Origin of the sequence: Mycobacterium sp. E802, assembly GCF_001666875.1 — a bacterium.
In the GTDB taxonomy this organism is placed as follows: Bacteria; Actinomycetota; Actinomycetes; order Mycobacteriales; family Mycobacteriaceae; genus Mycobacterium.
Genome location: NZ_LZJD01000112.1, coordinates 1 through 15034 on the forward strand (window position 1 = coordinate 1; position 15034 = coordinate 15034).

Genomic DNA, 15034 nt, shown 5'->3' on the forward strand with positions numbered 1-15034 from the left:
CCGCCGCCACATCCAGCACGTGCTCGCGGGTGGCGCCGTTGGTGGTGGCGACGTCGATGACGGTGGGTGCGTTGGCGGTCAGGGTGCCTGTCTTGTCCAGCGCGATCGTGCGGACCGCGCCCAGGGCTTCCAGCGCCGCCCCGCCCTTGACCAAGACACCGAGCTTGCTAGCCGCGCCGATCGCGGCGACCACCGTGACCGGCACCGAGATCGCCAACGCACCCACCGTCATCGACGTCGCCACCACCAACGGCGCCACCCGCGAGCACGTGCTGGATGTGGCGGCGGCGTTGGAGGCCCGCAGCGAACACCCCCTCGCGGCAGCGATTCTCGCCGCCGCGCAGGGCCCCGTGCAACCGGCTGATGACGTGCAGGCGGTCACCGGTGCCGGGTTGACCGGCGCGCGGGATGGCCGTCGATTGCGGCTGGGCCGCCCCGGCTGGCTTGACCCCGGCCCGCTGGCCGGCCAGGTCGCGGCCATGCAGGCCGCCGGCGCCACCGCCGTGCTCATCGAAGACAACGACCAGATCATCGGGGCAGTCGCGGTGCGCGATGAGCTGCGGCCCGAAGCCGCCCACGTCGTCGCCCAGCTGCGCCGCGGCGGGTATCAGGTGGCCATGCTCACCGGTGACAACCAAGCGACCGCCCACGCATTGGCCAAGCAGGTGGGCATCGAGGTCGTGCATGCCGATCTGCGGCCCGAAGACAAAGCCGCGCTAATTGGTCAAATGCGCCAACGTTCCTCGACGGCCATGGTCGGTGACGGCGTCAACGACGCCCCGGCCCTGGCCACTGCCGATTTGGGTATCGCCATGGGCGCGATGGGCACCGACGTGGCCATCGAAACCGCCGACGTCGCGCTGATGGGTGAAGACCTGCGCCACCTCACCCAAGCACTGGCCCACGCGCGGCGCGCGAGGCGGATCATGCTGCAAAACGTCGGCCTCTCACTGGCATTGATTACGGTGCTCATTCCGCTCGCCCTCACCGGTGTCCTCGGGCTGGCCGCGGTCGTCGCGGTGCACGAACTCGCCGAAATCGTCGTCATCGCCAACGGCGTGCGCGCCGGACGCACCAAGCCCCTCGGGGGCACCATCATCGAAACCGGAACCGACTCCCACCGGCTGGCCCACACCCGCAACCAGAAGACCACGGCAGCCAGCTGAACTCGGGGCCGCAACATCGGGGTAAGACCCCGGATCGATCACGTCAACGGCGTCGCACTCCGAAGCGCCGCCAGCACGCGATCCCTGGTCGGAAGGTCCAATCGGCACGCATCAGCTGCCAGCTCAGTGCCCGGCTTCATGACATCCATACCATCAACGAGCACTGTTGGCGATGGATATCCACCGACCCTTTCCACCACCACATCTTCAGCGATATCAACCTCAGACAGACACTCGGCGAGCAAGCGCCGAGCCGCCGCTGCATTCGGACATCCCGGGCTCGTGAGAAGTTCCACACGCATACATCTAGCTTCGCTCAATACGCGCGTTGGATCGGGATGGCTGGCCGGTGGGTGGTGTGATCGCGGTGGAAAGGTTGGCGGCCAAGGCCTGGACGCGCGTGGTGATGTCGTCGCGGATGATTCGCATGCGGTCGATTCCGTCGATGCCGCGCAAGGAGGGTTCGTCGGTATCCCACCGCTGGATGGTGACGCCGGGACAGTACTCGTCGAGGTGGGCTTGGCTGCCGACGATGACGACCAGGTCGGCGTCGTCGAGCATCTGCGCGGTGAGTTGGGCGGGCTGATGGTCGCTGATGTCGACGCCGACTTCTGCCAAGGCTTGTACCGAGAGGTCGTTGACGGCGGTCTTGGCGCGGGTGCCCGCCGAGCTGACGTGGATGGTCGGTCCGGCGATCTGGCGCATGAGCCCGGCGGCCATGACCGATTTTCCGGCGTTACTGACGCAGACGAACAACACTGATGTGTCAGCCATATTCGGTGTGTTCCCTTGAGGTTTTCGCGGCTACCGGGTGACGGGCACGTTCAGGTCGGCCAACAAACGGTGGACGCGTTCTTCGATGTCGTCGCGGATCGGGCGGACGGCGTCGAGGCCCTGGCCGGCGGGGTCGGGCAGTTCCCAGTTCTCGTAGCGTTTCCCGGGGAAGATCGGGCAGGCGTCCCCGCAGCCCATGGTGATGACGACGTCGGCCGCCTGCACAATTTCGTCGGTCCAGGGTTTGGGGTATTCGCCAGTGATGTCGATACCGACTTCGTGCATGGCAGCGATCGCGGCGGGGTTGATCTCGTTGCCGGGTTCGGATCCACCGGACCAGGCGACGGCCCGGTCACCGGCCAGGTGGGTGAAGTAGCCCAGCGCCATCTGCGAGCGGCCGGCGTTGTGGGTGCACAGGAACAACACGGTCGGTTTGCCGTCGCTGATCTTTCCTTCCACTCTCGCCAGGGCGTGCAGGCGTTGGCGGGCGAACCGTTCGGCCAACAGCGGCAGGAAGTTCGGAATGGTGGCCCGGCCGGCGAACTGGTCGTAGGATGAATGCAAGAACCGTTCGATGGTTTCGGTACCGAAGGTGCCATCGAACTCACCGCCCAGCCGGGTCGCCGCGGTTTTCAGGGCGAGTTGCTGGTCGATGGACAGATCGTGGCGAAGCTCGTGGGTGACGGGGCTGTCAGTCATGGATTGGGTTCCGTTCTCGTCGTCGAGCCGTCGGCAGGAAGGTGTTGGGAGGTGTGGTGGTGGAACCGGTTGCGCAACGCCAAGGACACGTAGACCAACCCGACCAGGACCGGGACTTCGATCAACGGGCCGACGACGCCGGCCAGGGCTTGGCCGGAGGTGGCGCCGTAGGTGGCGATCGCGACGGCGATGGCGAGTTCGAAGTTGTTGCCCGCGGCGGTGAACGCCAGGGTGGTGGTGCGCTCATAACCGAGATCGAGCATGGTGCCGAGCAGGTAGCCTCCGCCCCACATGATCGCGAAGTACGCTAGTAGCGGCAGGGCGATGCGGGCGACGTCGAACGGTTGGTGGGTGATCTGGTCGCCTTGCAGCGCAAAGAGAATCACGATAGTGAACAGCAGCCCGTAGAGCGCCCACGGCCCGATCCGGGGCAGGAACTTGGCCTCGTACCAGTCACGGCCCTTGGTTTTCTCGCCGAGCCGGCGCGACAGGTAGCCGGCCAGCAGCGGGATGCCCAGAAATATGAGCACGGACTTGGCGATCTGCCACGGGGAGGTGTCGATGGTGGTCTGTTCCAGGCCGAGCCAGCCGGGCAGCACCGACAGATAGAACCAGCCCAGCAGGGCGAACATGATGACCTGGAAGATCGAGTTGAGCGCCACGAGGACGGCGGCGGCTTCCCGGTCGCCGCAGGCCAGGTCGTTCCAGATGATGACCATGGCGATGCAGCGGGCCAGGCCGACGATGATCAGGCCGGTCCGGTATTCGGGCAGGTCGGGCAGCAGCAGCCACGCGAGCGCGAACATCAGCGCGGGGCCGAGCACCCAGTTCAGGACCAGTGAGGACAGCAGCAGCTTGCGGTCGCCGGTGACGGTGTCGAGGCGGTCGTAGCGGACCTTGGCCAGCACCGGGTACATCATGATGAGCAGGCCAAGAGCGATGGGTAGTGAAATCCCGTCCAGCTGAACGCTTTCCAGCGCGGTGTTCAAGCCGGGAACCCAGCGGCCCAGCAGCAACCCGGCGACCATCGCCGCGCCGATCCACAGCGGCAGGAACCGATCCAGGGTGGAGAGCTTGCCCACGACCGCTGGGGCCGGGGTGGTGGTGTCGGTCATGCCGACACCCCGGCGGCTGCGTCAATGCCGAACAGGACGGCGAGGCTGGCCAGCGCGTCGGGCACCACGGCGTAGTACACCCAGGAGGCCCGGCGCTGTGAGGTCAGTAGCCCGGCGTCGCGCAGCACTTTGAGGTGGTGGCTGATGGTCGGTTGTGACACCTCGATGTCGGCGGAGATGTCGCAGACGCAGGCCTCACCACCGGCGTGGCTGGCGATCGCGGAGAACAGCTGCAGGCGTACCGGATCGGCCAGCGCTTTGAGTTTGACCGCCATGTCCGCCGCGTCCGCGGCGGTAAGGGGTTCGCGCAGCAGCGCCCCGGGTGGGCAGCACGCGTCCCCGTCGGTCAACGACTCCTGCGACTTCGACATACATCAATATTGACGGATATCGAAGTTGTTGGCAAATGAAACGTCAGGTGAAGGTGAGTTGGGCGGCGTGGAAGTCGAAGTGGCGCCCGGGGTAGCGGTAGACGTCTTCCAGCGTCATGTAGTCGGAGAAGAACGGATCCCATCCCGGCGGGAAATGCATGCCGCGCCGCAGGGTGTCGTCGGTCTCGCGGGCGAGCCGGTGTTGCAGTGAGTCGATGACCCGGTCGAGTTTGGCGCCCATCCTGCGCCGGTTGTAGACCATGGCGGCGGCGCATGATCCGTAGTAGTTGATTTGATGAAACGGCGTGGTCGCGGCGTTGAGCAACCGGGCGTATGCCCCGCTGACGCGGTCAGGTAGTCGGCCCATCACCCGCACCAGGGGCAGCAGCCGCTGCACGACCATGTAGCCGAACACCATGTGGAACAGCAATTGTTCGTTGGTCCACCGGGTTCCGCGCGTCGGCGCATCCCAGTCGTCGGGGCCGGCGGCCGCCAGTAGCTGGTGGAACGTGACACGCGCGCGCTCCAGATCGGCAGCGATGGCATCGCGGTCCATGCCCCGATCATGCGCCTGCCGCGGCCATGTGACCACGGCCGCGGCAGGTGCGATCGGCTAGCAACAGGACGCTGCGGCGGGGTCAGCCTCCTTGGAGGCTCCGCCGCAACACACCCCACCCTCGCCGTCGGCGGAATCGTCGAGGTGCTGTGGGCTGGTGCCGAAGGTGTCGGAGTCGGCCAGCACCGTGTAGACCTCCCATTTCTCTCCGGCCGGCCCGGTCACCCAGACCTTGTCCTGGGTGGCGAAGCAACACGTGGTGCCGATCTCCTCATCGGTGAACAGCCCCTCGCCGGTCAGGCGGGCGATCTCGGCGTGCACCTTGTCGCTGGATTGGACCTCGACGCCGAGGTGGTTGATGGTGCCGCCCTTACCGGGATTTTCCAGCAGCACCAGCTTCAGCGGCGGCTCGGCGACGGCGAAGTTGGCATAGCCGGGCTTGACCTTGGCGGGGTCGACGCCGAACAGTTTGGTGTAGAACGTGATCGCCTCGTCGAGGTCATCGACGTTGAGGGCGAGTTGCATACGGGACATGATGGACCTCCCACTAGGGATGAGACATATATCGAACTGGCGCGTCGACCTCAGGATGCCACCTTTTTGATATATGTCAAGACAGGTGGCAGGATGGGGTCATGCCCAAAGCGCTGCCCGTGATCGACATGTCCGCCCCGGTGTGCTGCGCCCCGGTCGCCGCGGGCCCGATCAGCGACGCCGATGCCCTGCAGGTCGCGATGCGGCTCAAGGCGCTCGCCGACCCGGTGCGGGTCAAGATGATGTCGCTGCTGTTCAGCTCACGCCCCGGCGAAGAGACCAGCGGCGATCTGGCCGCGGTGCTCGACCTGAGTGAATCCACCGTCAGCCACCACCTGGGCCAGCTCCGCAAAGCCGGGCTGGTGATCTCCGACCGGCGCGGCATGAACGTCTTTCACCGCGTCAAACCCGAAGCCCTGCAGGCACTCTGCGTCGTCCTCGACCCCAACTGCTGCACCTAGCTGTCAGAAGGACGGTCCCTTACTGCTCGCGTCAGGACGTGTGCGCGGCAAGGAGTACCGGGGCCGCCTCGGTGAGGGCTGCCAGCCTCGCCGCCTTGCGGTCGGCGTGCTCAATGGTGAGGCGTAATTGGTTAACGTCGCCCAGCCACCGGTTCTTTTGGGCCTCGACCACCTGGAGGCGAAGGTTGTCACGGATCTCATCGAGCCTTGCGGCCTGGGCCGGTTCAACCTCGCAGAAATCGCACCGGATGCAGGCATGTTCATGGGAACAGTCAGATCCATAGGGGCGGTGGCAATTGCCGAGCGCGATCCGGCGCTGGCCGAAGTGTTCGACGAACTCGTCCCATTCGGCTTGGGTGGGCTCACGGTATTCGGCCGATGGCCGTGCCTGTCTACGGTTGTCGATGAACCGGTCATATGCCTCGAAGACATCTTTCTGATACACCGCGGTGTAGCCGCGCGTGACTTCGATATTGTTGTGGCCCACCATCTTTGCGGCCAAATGGATCGGGAACCCGGCGTTGACGATGTCGGTGATGAAGATCCGGCGAAAGTCGTGTGGCGTGAAATGCAGCGAAGTACCGTCAGCGTCCTTCAAGGCCATGCTGTTGGCCAGCTCTGATAACCACTTTCGGACCGTGCACTGGTTGATTACCCGCGACCGTCCACCCTCTCGGATCTGGATCAGATGCGGCATCGGCGCCGACACCTGGCGTTCCTGTGTGTCGATTCGGCAGCACAGCGGAACGCGGCCATCGATGCTGACGAACTCGACCAGTCGCGCCAAGGTGGTGGTCAACTCCGGGCTGCAGGGAAATATCCGCTCCTGATCGGTCTTGCTCGGTGCGATCTGCAGGAGCGGTATCACGGTGCCATCGGGTTTGCGGTACTGCTTGATGCTCAGATGGGTCAGCTCCAGCATCTCTTCGATCCGGATACCGGTGTGGCGCAACACCTCGATGATCGTCCAGGTCATGAAGGCCCGTGTCACGGTGTAGTGGATGTCAACCCGCTTCTCCGATCCATCCTGCAGAACATGGATGCGCACTCGGTCGGCCCGCTTGCCCGGTGTGTGCTTGATGTAGGTGCTCCCGTGCACGGCGAACGGTTCACCGAACGGCGCTGTCGTCGCGACCGCTTGCAGCTCTGCTGCTTGCACGTACGCCCGCCGGGCTGCAGCGACGAGTGCATCGACGTGCGGGGTGAGGGTGCGGGTGCGGGCATGCATGCGGTGTGCCCGCTGGGCCCGGCGCTTCTGCTGGCCTCGGACGTCGCGGATGCTGACCGGGCATGAGACAGCCCAATGGGCCCACGTCGAGGGATCCTCGTGGGACCAGGCAGCCACGTCGAGGTAGAAGCTGCGGACCGCTCCCAGAATGCTCTCGGCGTGCCGGCGCGGAGTCCCATCCGGTTTGGTGCGCAACCACTCTTTCCAGGCGGATGCCTGGGCCTTCGTCAAACTGATTGTGTCGATGCCGGGGTTGGCGTCTTCGATCGGTTTCCAGAACAGCTTCACCAGGTTTCGGCTGGTTCCGTCCAGGCTGGCGTAGTCCTGACCGACGGCGATCTCGGCGAGGTAGGCGATCAACAGTCCTCGCACGCTGGGAGCTCGCACATTGAAGCGGTCGACCAGTTCGGTGGGACTGAGACGTTTGGCGATGAGGTAGTGCCGCAGGTCGTCGGCTTCACCGGCGAACAGTCCGCCGCGGCGTCCGTAGTGCCACATGGCGAGAAGATCCCCCGGCATCCTGCCGGTCGAGACGAGAAAGTCTCGGTAGGCCAACACATGCTGGCTGTGCAGCTCGGTGATTGGCAGCCCGTTGCAGATGCTGATACGTACCAGGTGGGTGGCGGTTCGCCATTTCTTCACTTCCGGTGCGCCCTCGTGCTCCGCGGCGGCGAAGTAGCGATCCCACGCCTTCGGTTCGTGCGTGGTCGTCCAGTCACGGTAGAACCGCGCCTGCTTGTTCTCGATCAACCAGTCATGGCCGGGACGAATGACCCCCAGCATTATGAGTGCGTTGATCGACAGCCTTGCCCCAAGCCGTGTATGCGATCCGGTTGATAAGGCTGGGCACCACGCCTTCGGCTGGCGATCGGAATCGCTGGCGATCCAACGGTCTTGATAACTGTCGCCGACAAAGCCATCCAGCCAGTCCAATAGGCGACTCAGCCAGAGCCGTGCACCGCTGCGGGCTACTGCCTCGCTGCGGTACTTCTCACTCATCCGTGCCATCACGAGCGGAAGTCCCGCAGTGATGATGCGTTCACGTTCGGCGCAGGTGACAGTGTTTCCGAACCACGGATGGTCCTCGGGCGTCGGGGACAGCGAAGGCAGTACTTCGACTGGATGGTTGGCAAACGCAGACGAACTCGCCAGCGACTGGGCACGCGTGAGCACCCGCGCCATCAGAATGCCCGACCGAAAAGAACTTGGAGATCTTCTGCCGCATAGCCTTTCGCCGGCGTGGGCTGCGGTGACGGGGGTCTATTCCAGTGCTGATCAAGTTTGTCGACGAGTTCGGCTACGGTGAGTCGCAGGTAGCGTGTGGTGCTGGCGATCGACGCGTGCCGCATCAGCTCCTGCATTTCCGCGATGGTCATGTTCTCGTCCTGGGCGAGACGCATGCAGAAGGTGTGCCGGAAGTCATGCATCGTGACGTTGGAGCCCAGCAGCGCGTTGCTGCGTTCAAGGATCTGTCGCATTGCCCAATAGCTCAGCGGCCGCGGTGTGCCGCGCAATGTCAGCCAGACTGGCTCTTCAGGCGGACCCACGGGGCGCTCAGCAAGGTACCGGGCGATCCAGAGATACGCAGTGGGACTGATACGGACCATGACACGACTTCCATTCCCGCCCTTGGGTATTACATCGGCGGTTTGGTCGGCGGCATGGAGCATCCCCCGCCGCATGCTGAGCAGTTCACTGGCGCGTAAACCAGAGGAGATCGCCGTAGCGACAATGGCACGGTCGCGGTTTGTTCTCAGCGATGCAAATACCTCCTCGTACAGGTCGTCGCTGAGCGCGCGCGGCGCACGTTCCACTAGCTTCTGCCGATAAGGCGCGCGCTTTTGGGGGCGCGGGTTATCGAAGTGCTGGCGGTGCACGTCGAGTCGAGTGAGATCGTCGCGCGATTTCGGTACCGGGTTGATGAGCGGCCCGAGATCCGACTCCAGGGCGAACTCGTAGAAGCCACTGAGCGACGACAGTCTGCGATTCATCGACGACCGCGCGTAGGAAGACTCCAGGTAGGCCTTGCCCGTCCGCTCGTTCACAGAACCTGGGGTCGGCCGATGAGTATCCGCACTCGATCCGCGGCGTCGTTGCGGGTTCGCGCGACACCGGTACCACCTCACCCAGTCCCGGACTTCGCCCCGCGTTGCCTGAGTCCACGAAACCTGCAGTGCGCCGAGGAAACGACTCCAGCTCAGTAGGTCGTACGCATAGGCGCGCAGCGTCGCAGGCGAGTTGTCGCACGCGAACAGGTCGGCCAACCACAGATTGACGTGGTTTACGCCGGCACCCGACTCGTCGACCAAACGCCACGGCAACGAGCCCGCATTGCCGCGAACGACCGCACCAAGCCTCGGGACATCGAGAACCTCCACAAGTCTCGGTTCGATCCCGTCATCCATCACAGCCCCTGGTCCGGAAGTTCAATCTGCGTGGAGACTAAACGCACCGGCCGACAAGTTGAGCCTGCACAGCCGCACCACGTGGATCATCCAACTGCAGTTAACCGCACGCTGGCCTACCTGGTGCGTGCCGACGGTTGGGATTACTCGGTGGAAGCGGCCCGCGCCGGTATGGCCCACGCGTACATCTACGGCGGTCATCCGGTGGCCCGATACAGCGCAATCGCGGCTGCCGAACATGAAGCGCAACAGGCACATCGGGGGCTGTGGGGCCCGCCGTGTCACGGCAACACGGAGTCGGTACCTCGCTGAGACCTGCGGTAGAGCCTCAGCCCCCGGTGTGACCACCGCCGGGCGCCGGAACCCACGGCAGGCCCGGGATCGTCGGGTACGGCGCGGTCGGACTCCATGGCGTGTGCGTCGTGGTCGGCGCCTGTGTGGTGGTCACCGGCGCTTCGGTCGTCGTCGGTGGCGCTTCGGTGGCCGGAGGTGTTGTGGCAGTGGGCGTCTCGGCCGGTGGCGGGTTCTCCGTCACCGGCGGAGCCTCTGGCGCAGGTTGCTCAACGGTCTGGGTCACGGTCTGCGGAGCAGGTGCCTGTTCGGTCACGGTCTGTGGGACTTGTTGCGGCGCAGGGTCGTCGGCCGGCGGGGCCGGCGCGGGTGCGTCGTCTGCGGCCGGCGTCGTCGAGGTGACCGCCTTGGTGGTGTTCGCCGGTGCGGCGGGCTCGTCGCTGCCGGTGATGGTCACCAACGCCGCCACCACGGCAACCAGCACCGCAGCGGCGCCGGCACCCACCATCACCGGCGGTCGGCGATACCAGGGGCGGGCCGCGATCTCGTCGTGGTCGGTGAGCTCACGCTCGCCGAATTCGAGCCGAGGCCGCGCCGTGGTGCGTCCACCGTCGGGTTCGAAACCGGCGTCGAGATCGGCACCGTACTCCTCGACCGGCGCGACATCGGGCACGTCCTGCGCGTCCGACCAGGCCAACGCCTGAGGCGCGGCGGGCGGCTCGGGAGCCACCAGCGCCGCGGCCATGGTCTCGGGCGCGGCTGCCGGGGCAGGCGCCAACGCCGTCATGCCGTCCTCGGCAATGCCACGCACGGCGATCAGACCGCCACCGATCGCCGCGGTGAGTTCCGGTTGCGCCGCGGTGATCACCGGCAGGCGTGCGTGTTCGGACAACGCCGTGGTGATCGCCGGGATCCGGGCGCCCCCACCGGTCGTGGCCACCGCCACGAGGTCACCGGGACGCAGCCCGCTGCGCCGCACCGCGTCGTCGAGCACCGACGTGAACTCGCGCAGCGGGTCGGCCAGCACCTCGTCGAGCTCCTGGCGGTTCAGCCGAACCTCGCTACGGTGGCCGGGCAGGTCGGCGAGCAGGGCCGTGACCGACTCGGTGGACAGCCGCTCCTTGGCCCGCCGGCACTCACCACGCAGCCGGCCCAGTGAGCCGATGGCCGACGTGCTCGCCAGGTCGATCGTCCCGGCCTCGGACAGGTCGTTGACCACGTGGGTGAGCAGGCCCTGATCGATCAGGTCGCCGGAGAGGTCGGGGTGGCGGATGGTCGGCGCGATCGGCTGGAAGCCGTTGCCGGCATCGGCCAGCGTGATGCTGGTGCCACTGCCGCCGAAGTCGCACAGCGCGATCACGCCGCGCGTGGGCACCCCCGGATCGTCCTGCAGCGCGACGAGCGCCGCCGACGCATCCGGGGTCAGCGCCGGATCGCCGAATTCTCCAAGAGCCGCCAGCGCAGCCCGAAGAGTCCCGACCTGATTGGGTCGCCAGTGTGCGGGGTGAGTGATCGAAATGGGGTCGACCGGTGGGCGTCCCCGGGTCAGCGCACGCAACAGCGCCGCGAGCGCCTCGGCGAGCAGGTCCTCGCCGCGATGCGTCGAACCGTCGGAGGCCAGGATCCCCACCGGGTCGCCCACCCGGTCGACGAAGTCGGTGAGGATCAGCCCACGCTCGTTGAGGTTCGGATTCTCGTTGGGTACGCCTACCTCGGCAGGCCGGTGCGGGTAGACGGTGAGCACCGGCGACCGCGTCACCGCGGCCCGGCCCACCAGCACCGCCCTGAGGGTTGTCGATCCGATCGACAACCCGATCCCGTCAGCCATGTCACCCCGTTTCGAGAAGAACCCTATCCGGTAGTCCATCTCATTTGACGGGGCGGGCGTTACTCAGCGAATGGTGCCCAGGCCGGGAATCAGTGGTAGATCCAGGGGTGTCACCCAACCTGGCGAATGGTCGTTGACCGCGGGGACGGCGTTCAGTGCTCGCAGACCGGTGGCCAGGCACCCGGCGGCCGCGGCATCGCGCCCCGAGCCGTCGGTGAACCGGAAGGCGGTCTCCTGAGAGATGCTCGGAGTCCCTTCGATGTCGACGCGGTAGACGTCGTTGTCGTTTCCCGACGGCCAGTCCGGGGCGGCATCCAGACCGATGCGGTTGACGTGCTCGAGCTGGATGCGGGTCTCGCCGCGGTAGATGCCGTTGATGGTGAACCGCACCGCGGCCACATTGCCGGGCGCGATGATGCCCTTGGCCGATTTGCGTTCGTCGGGGGTGATCCACTTGTCCCACGTGGTGGTGATCTCGTCGAGCTCGATCCCGGCGGCCTGCGCGATCATCGGAACCGTTGCGCCCCAGGCGAAGATGAGGATGTCCGGGGTCTCCAGCAGGGCTCGGTGCTCGGGCGGCTTGCCGATGCCCATCTCGAATTCGTAATCGCCGGTGTAGTTCGTGTAGTCCAGCAGCTCCGAGGCCCGCACGCGGCGCACCTCGGAGCACAACCCCATCAAGGTCATCGGGAACAGGTCGTTGGCGAATCCGGGGTCGATGCCGGTGGTGAAGCACGACGCCCCGCCCACCTCGCAGGCCTCGGTGATGGGTTCGATCCACGCCGGCGGGTTGAGATGCATCTGCGGCCACACCCAGGGCGTCATCGCGGTGGAGCAGACGTCGATGCCGGCCCGCAGGAACCGCGTGATCACGTCGATGTTGACGTCGGCATGCGCGGCCGTGGGCCCGTAGTGCACGACAGCGTCGGGCTTCAGCGCGATGAGCGCCTCGATGTCATCGGTGGCCTTGACCCCGACCGCAGCGCCGAGCGAGCAGATCTCCCCCACATCGCGGCCCACCTTGTCCGGATTGCTGACCCCTACGCCGACGAGTTCGAACTGCGGATGTTTGAGGATCTCGGCGATCACCATGCTGCCCACAAAACCGGTGCCCCAGACCACGACGTGTTTCGTCACGGACCCACCATAGGTGATCTGAGTCACATGGGGAATCATCCGGGCGCGATCGGCTTTGATCCCAACATCATTCGCGTTCATCGACCATCCACGAAGGACCGACATCATGACCACTTCGACTTTGACAGGCCGCCGGGCACTGGTAACCGGTGGTTCCCGCGGTATCGGCGCCGAGATCGTGCGACGGCTGGCCGCCGACGGCGCCGCGGTGGCGTTCACCTACGGGGCCTCGGCGGTCGAGGCCGAGAAGCTGGCCGCCGAGGTGGCCGCGAACGGTCAAACCGCGGTCCCGATCCAGGCCGACAGTGCCGACCCGGCGCAGGTTTCGGCCGCGGTCGAGCAGGCGGTGGCGGCCCTGGGCGGGCTGGATGTGCTGGTGAACAACGCCGGGACAGCCCATATCGCGCCGATCGACGAGTTCACGCAGGAGCAGTTCGACCGTCTGGTGGCGGTCAACATCGGCGGGGTGTACTCGGCGATCCGCAGTGCCGTCGGCCATCTCGGGGAGGGTTCACGGATCATCAACATCGGCAGTATCAACGCCGATCGGGTGCCCACCGGTGGGACGGCTGTATACGCCATGACCAAGGGCGCGGTCTCGTCGCTGACCCGGGCGCTGGCCCGCGAGTTGGGTCCGCGCGGGATCACCGTCAACAACGTGCAGCCCGGGCCGATCGCCACCGACCTGAACCCCGATGAAGGTGAATTCGCCGACGCGGTAAGGCAGACCACCGCACTGGGCCGCTACGGGCACACCAGCGACATCGCCGCGGTGGTGAGCTTTTTGGCCGGCCACGAGTCGGGATACGTCACCGGCGCCAACTGGAACGTCGACGGCGGATTCACCGCCTGAGGCTCACAGGTTGACGGGGTCCGGCGGCTCCGGCGTCGCGGCGGTGTCCTTCAGCTTGGCCTTGAATTGCATTGCCCGGTAGGGCCATCCGCCTTTGGTGTGCCATTGCGAGACCACCAGCCCGACGCCACCGGTGATCCCGAACCGGGAGCCCGGCAGCAGGTAGCCGCCGTAGAGCTGGGCCACCTGGCCGGCCGCGTGATCCTCGGCTTCCCACGACGACCCGAGGATCGGGGTCTGGATCGGTGTGGTGTGCAGGTTGGCCACCGGTGCGGCCACCACCCGGTAGCCCAGCGCATAGGAGGACGCCAGAAATCCGCCCAGCACCCAGGTGCCAGGCGCGGTGCGACGGAACGTCAATTCGCCCCAGCGCTCACCGACCGGCGTGATGGGCGTGGCCCGCCGGCCCCAACCCCAATGCCCGCCGGTGAAACCCCAACTCCAGTACTGCGAACGTCGGCCGATGTCCTCTGGGCGCACGCGCATCAGGATGATGCCCTTGTCGCGCTGAAAACCGGTGGCTGCCACGTACACCCAGCCGTCGTCGGAATCGAAGTCCCACGACCAGCACTGGGCGTGGCCGTCATGGAGATCGGCCGGGAACTTGGCGTGCTCACCCAGATGCATCCAGGACACTCCACAGTCGTCGGAGCGCCAGATCTCGGTCCATGCCACCGTGCCGAAGCCGCGGTTGACGATCGCATGCAGATACAGCGAGTCACCGACGCACAGCAGATCCGATGGGATCACGGTGCTGATACCGCCGCGGCGCCAGCCCGAGGCAGCGTCGTCGTGAATGTAATGCCAGAGCTGTCGCGCGTAGGCAGGATCGGGGCCGCCGGCCGATTCGTAGACGATCTCGTGGTTGGCATCACCGGTGCCGATCAGCACCACCGGGGACCGCCAATCTCCTTGTCCGACACGGTGTCCCGAGAAGGTGTCGCCGAACACCGACACCAACTTGCCGTTGGGGGCGGTCACCGACGCACCGAGGTCGGTGCAGGTGACCCCGAACCGGTCGGTGCGGCCGGGGCCGGTGATGTCGGCGACCTTGCCGTCGAGCAGCGGGACGGCACCGCTCATATGCACAAGCGCAGGCCCCAGGTCTGACAGTTCAGCGGATAGACGTCGACCGGAATCGGCAGCGGTCGATCGTATTTCAAGGTGAACGGGAAGGTGTGCACCGCAGGCGCCAGCCCGCAATCGGCATTGTTGGAGACCGAGCGGGTGCCGGTCAGCGACACGTCGTCGAATTTGTACGTCTCGTTGGTCTTCGCCCACGTGCCGTCGGCGCATTGGATGCCTTCGAGCACGTCGGTCGAGTAGACCCACTGCCCGCCGGTCAGTCGCGCATCGCCGCCCTTGGTGCCGCGCGACGACGCGACGTGCAACCGGCAGGCTACCGCGAGCTCGAGCGGCTCACGCAGATCTCCGACCGTCGGCACACACGAGGGGTAGATCGACCACGTCTCGTGCCCGAGGCCTTCCTGCAGGTAGTTGTACACACCCTGCATCACGGGTTCGGCCTGCGCCGGTGCGGCCGTCCAGGAGTTGACCCCGGTGGCGAACGCGATAGTCAGGGCGGCCGTGGCGGCGATTCGCTTGAACGTCACAAT

Annotated in this window: 15 protein-coding genes and 1 pseudogene; 4 read left to right on the forward strand and 12 right to left on the reverse strand. The window is 66.1% G+C overall.

The features are described 5' to 3' along the window. A partial coding sequence (locus A5699_RS16890) for an HAD-IC family P-type ATPase (protein WP_157561303.1) occupies positions 1 to 1166 on the forward strand: 1166 nt, incomplete at its 5' end. A gap of 306 nt (positions 1167 to 1472) precedes the next feature. Here A5699_RS16890 and A5699_RS16895 read toward each other — a convergent pair. From A5699_RS16895 to A5699_RS16920, 6 genes and pseudogenes are all read right to left on the reverse strand, one after another. After that, on the reverse strand, positions 1473 to 1940 hold the full coding sequence (locus tag A5699_RS16895; protein ID WP_006246586.1) for a low molecular weight phosphatase family protein: 468 nt from the start codon (positions 1938 to 1940) through the stop codon (positions 1473 to 1475). Between the two features lie 30 nt (positions 1941 to 1970). Beyond that, on the reverse strand, positions 1971 to 2600 hold the full coding sequence (locus A5699_RS16900) for an arsenate reductase ArsC (RefSeq protein WP_369806713.1): 630 nt from the start codon (positions 2598 to 2600) through the stop codon (positions 1971 to 1973). Between the two features lie 9 nt (positions 2601 to 2609). Further along, positions 2610 to 3754, reverse strand: a pseudogene (gene arsB, locus A5699_RS16905) (ACR3 family arsenite efflux transporter); the annotation flags it as partial. Next, on the reverse strand, positions 3751 to 4125 hold the full coding sequence (locus tag A5699_RS16910) for a metalloregulator ArsR/SmtB family transcription factor (protein ID WP_003887763.1): 375 nt from the start codon (positions 4123 to 4125) through the stop codon (positions 3751 to 3753). The pseudogene arsB and the gene A5699_RS16910, both read right to left, overlap by 4 nt. A 43-nt stretch (positions 4126 to 4168) precedes the next feature. Then, positions 4169 to 4681 (reverse strand): DinB family protein, encoded by a 513-nt coding sequence (locus A5699_RS16915; RefSeq protein ID WP_013470141.1) that lies wholly within the window; start codon positions 4679 to 4681, stop codon positions 4169 to 4171. A gap of 57 nt (positions 4682 to 4738) precedes the next feature. Next, entirely contained in the window at positions 4739 to 5215 is a 477-nt protein-coding gene (locus A5699_RS16920) for an ArsI/CadI family heavy metal resistance metalloenzyme (RefSeq protein ID WP_013470142.1), read from the reverse strand. A gap of 101 nt (positions 5216 to 5316) precedes the next feature. On the opposite strand from A5699_RS16920, the gene A5699_RS16925 reads away from it, so the two are divergent. Beyond that, positions 5317 to 5676 (forward strand): Rv2640c family ArsR-like transcriptional regulator, encoded by a 360-nt coding sequence (locus A5699_RS16925; protein WP_003887760.1) that lies wholly within the window; start codon positions 5317 to 5319, stop codon positions 5674 to 5676. A gap of 31 nt (positions 5677 to 5707) precedes the next feature. Here the strand turns inward: A5699_RS16925 and A5699_RS16930 are convergent, their stop codons facing one another. Next, positions 5708 to 7687 (reverse strand): tyrosine-type recombinase/integrase, encoded by a 1980-nt coding sequence (locus tag A5699_RS16930; protein ID WP_099962892.1) that lies wholly within the window; start codon positions 7685 to 7687, stop codon positions 5708 to 5710. Between the two features lie 398 nt (positions 7688 to 8085). After that, a complete protein-coding gene (locus tag A5699_RS16935; RefSeq protein WP_067771209.1) occupies positions 8086 to 9309 on the reverse strand; it encodes a tyrosine-type recombinase/integrase in 1224 nt (407 codons plus the stop codon). Positions 9310 to 9390: 81 nt separating this feature from the next. Here A5699_RS16935 and A5699_RS29985 point away from each other — a divergent pair, with 81 nt between their 5' ends. Next, entirely contained in the window at positions 9391 to 9621 is a 231-nt protein-coding gene (locus A5699_RS29985; RefSeq protein ID WP_231965745.1) for a thermonuclease family protein, read from the forward strand. 16 nt (positions 9622 to 9637) lie between these two features. Here A5699_RS29985 and A5699_RS16945 read toward each other — a convergent pair whose 3' ends face one another. Both A5699_RS16945 and A5699_RS16950 read right to left on the reverse strand, forming a co-directional pair. Continuing rightward, on the reverse strand, positions 9638 to 11428 hold the full coding sequence (locus tag A5699_RS16945) for an Hsp70 family protein (protein WP_067771229.1): 1791 nt from the start codon (positions 11426 to 11428) through the stop codon (positions 9638 to 9640). Between the two features lie 63 nt (positions 11429 to 11491). Next, on the reverse strand, positions 11492 to 12604 hold the full coding sequence (locus A5699_RS16950) for a dihydrodipicolinate reductase (RefSeq protein ID WP_067771230.1): 1113 nt from the start codon (positions 12602 to 12604) through the stop codon (positions 11492 to 11494). A gap of 67 nt (positions 12605 to 12671) precedes the next feature. Here A5699_RS16950 and A5699_RS16955 point away from each other — a divergent pair, with 67 nt between their 5' ends. After that, positions 12672 to 13418: a 3-oxoacyl-ACP reductase family protein gene (locus A5699_RS16955; RefSeq protein WP_067771210.1), complete on the forward strand. Its 747-nt coding sequence runs from the start codon at positions 12672 to 12674 to the stop codon at positions 13416 to 13418. Between the two features lie 3 nt (positions 13419 to 13421). Here A5699_RS16955 and A5699_RS16960 read toward each other — a convergent pair whose 3' ends face one another. Continuing rightward, positions 13422 to 14501 carry a DUF4185 domain-containing protein gene (locus A5699_RS16960; RefSeq protein WP_067771212.1) on the reverse strand — a complete coding sequence of 360 codons (1080 nt, stop codon included), beginning with the start codon at positions 14499 to 14501 and terminating at the stop codon, positions 13422 to 13424. Then, on the reverse strand, positions 14498 to 15031 hold the full coding sequence (locus tag A5699_RS16965; protein WP_067771213.1) for a hypothetical protein: 534 nt from the start codon (positions 15029 to 15031) through the stop codon (positions 14498 to 14500). Before A5699_RS16965 ends, A5699_RS16960 begins: the two co-directional genes overlap by 4 nt. Positions 15032 to 15034 lie beyond the last annotated feature (3 nt).

Excerpts from the sequence above, each read along its gene's own strand:
- A5699_RS16895 (WP_006246586.1), bottom strand. The coding sequence starts at position 1,940 with ATGGCTGACACATCAGTGTTGTTCGTCTGCGTCAGTAACGCCGGAAAA.
- A5699_RS16925 (WP_003887760.1), top strand. The coding sequence starts at position 5,317 with ATGCCCAAAGCGCTGCCCGTGATCGACATGTCCGCCCCGGTGTGCTGC.
- A5699_RS16910 (WP_003887763.1), bottom strand. The coding sequence starts at position 4,125 with ATGTCGAAGTCGCAGGAGTCGTTGACCGACGGGGACGCGTGCTGCCCA.
- A5699_RS16930 (WP_099962892.1), bottom strand. The coding sequence starts at position 7,687 with ATGCTGGGGGTCATTCGTCCCGGCCATGACTGGTTGATCGAGAACAAG.
- A5699_RS16955 (WP_067771210.1), top strand. The coding sequence starts at position 12,672 with ATGACCACTTCGACTTTGACAGGCCGCCGGGCACTGGTAACCGGTGGT.
- A5699_RS16950 (WP_067771230.1), bottom strand. The coding sequence starts at position 12,604 with ATGATTCCCCATGTGACTCAGATCACCTATGGTGGGTCCGTGACGAAA.
- A5699_RS16960 (WP_067771212.1), bottom strand. The coding sequence starts at position 14,501 with ATGAGCGGTGCCGTCCCGCTGCTCGACGGCAAGGTCGCCGACATCACC.
- A5699_RS16935 (WP_067771209.1), bottom strand. The coding sequence starts at position 9,309 with ATGGATGACGGGATCGAACCGAGACTTGTGGAGGTTCTCGATGTCCCG.
- A5699_RS16920 (WP_013470142.1), bottom strand. The coding sequence starts at position 5,215 with ATGTCCCGTATGCAACTCGCCCTCAACGTCGATGACCTCGACGAGGCG.
- A5699_RS16915 (WP_013470141.1), bottom strand. The coding sequence starts at position 4,681 with ATGGACCGCGATGCCATCGCTGCCGATCTGGAGCGCGCGCGTGTCACG.
- A5699_RS16945 (WP_067771229.1), bottom strand. The coding sequence starts at position 11,428 with ATGGCTGACGGGATCGGGTTGTCGATCGGATCGACAACCCTCAGGGCG.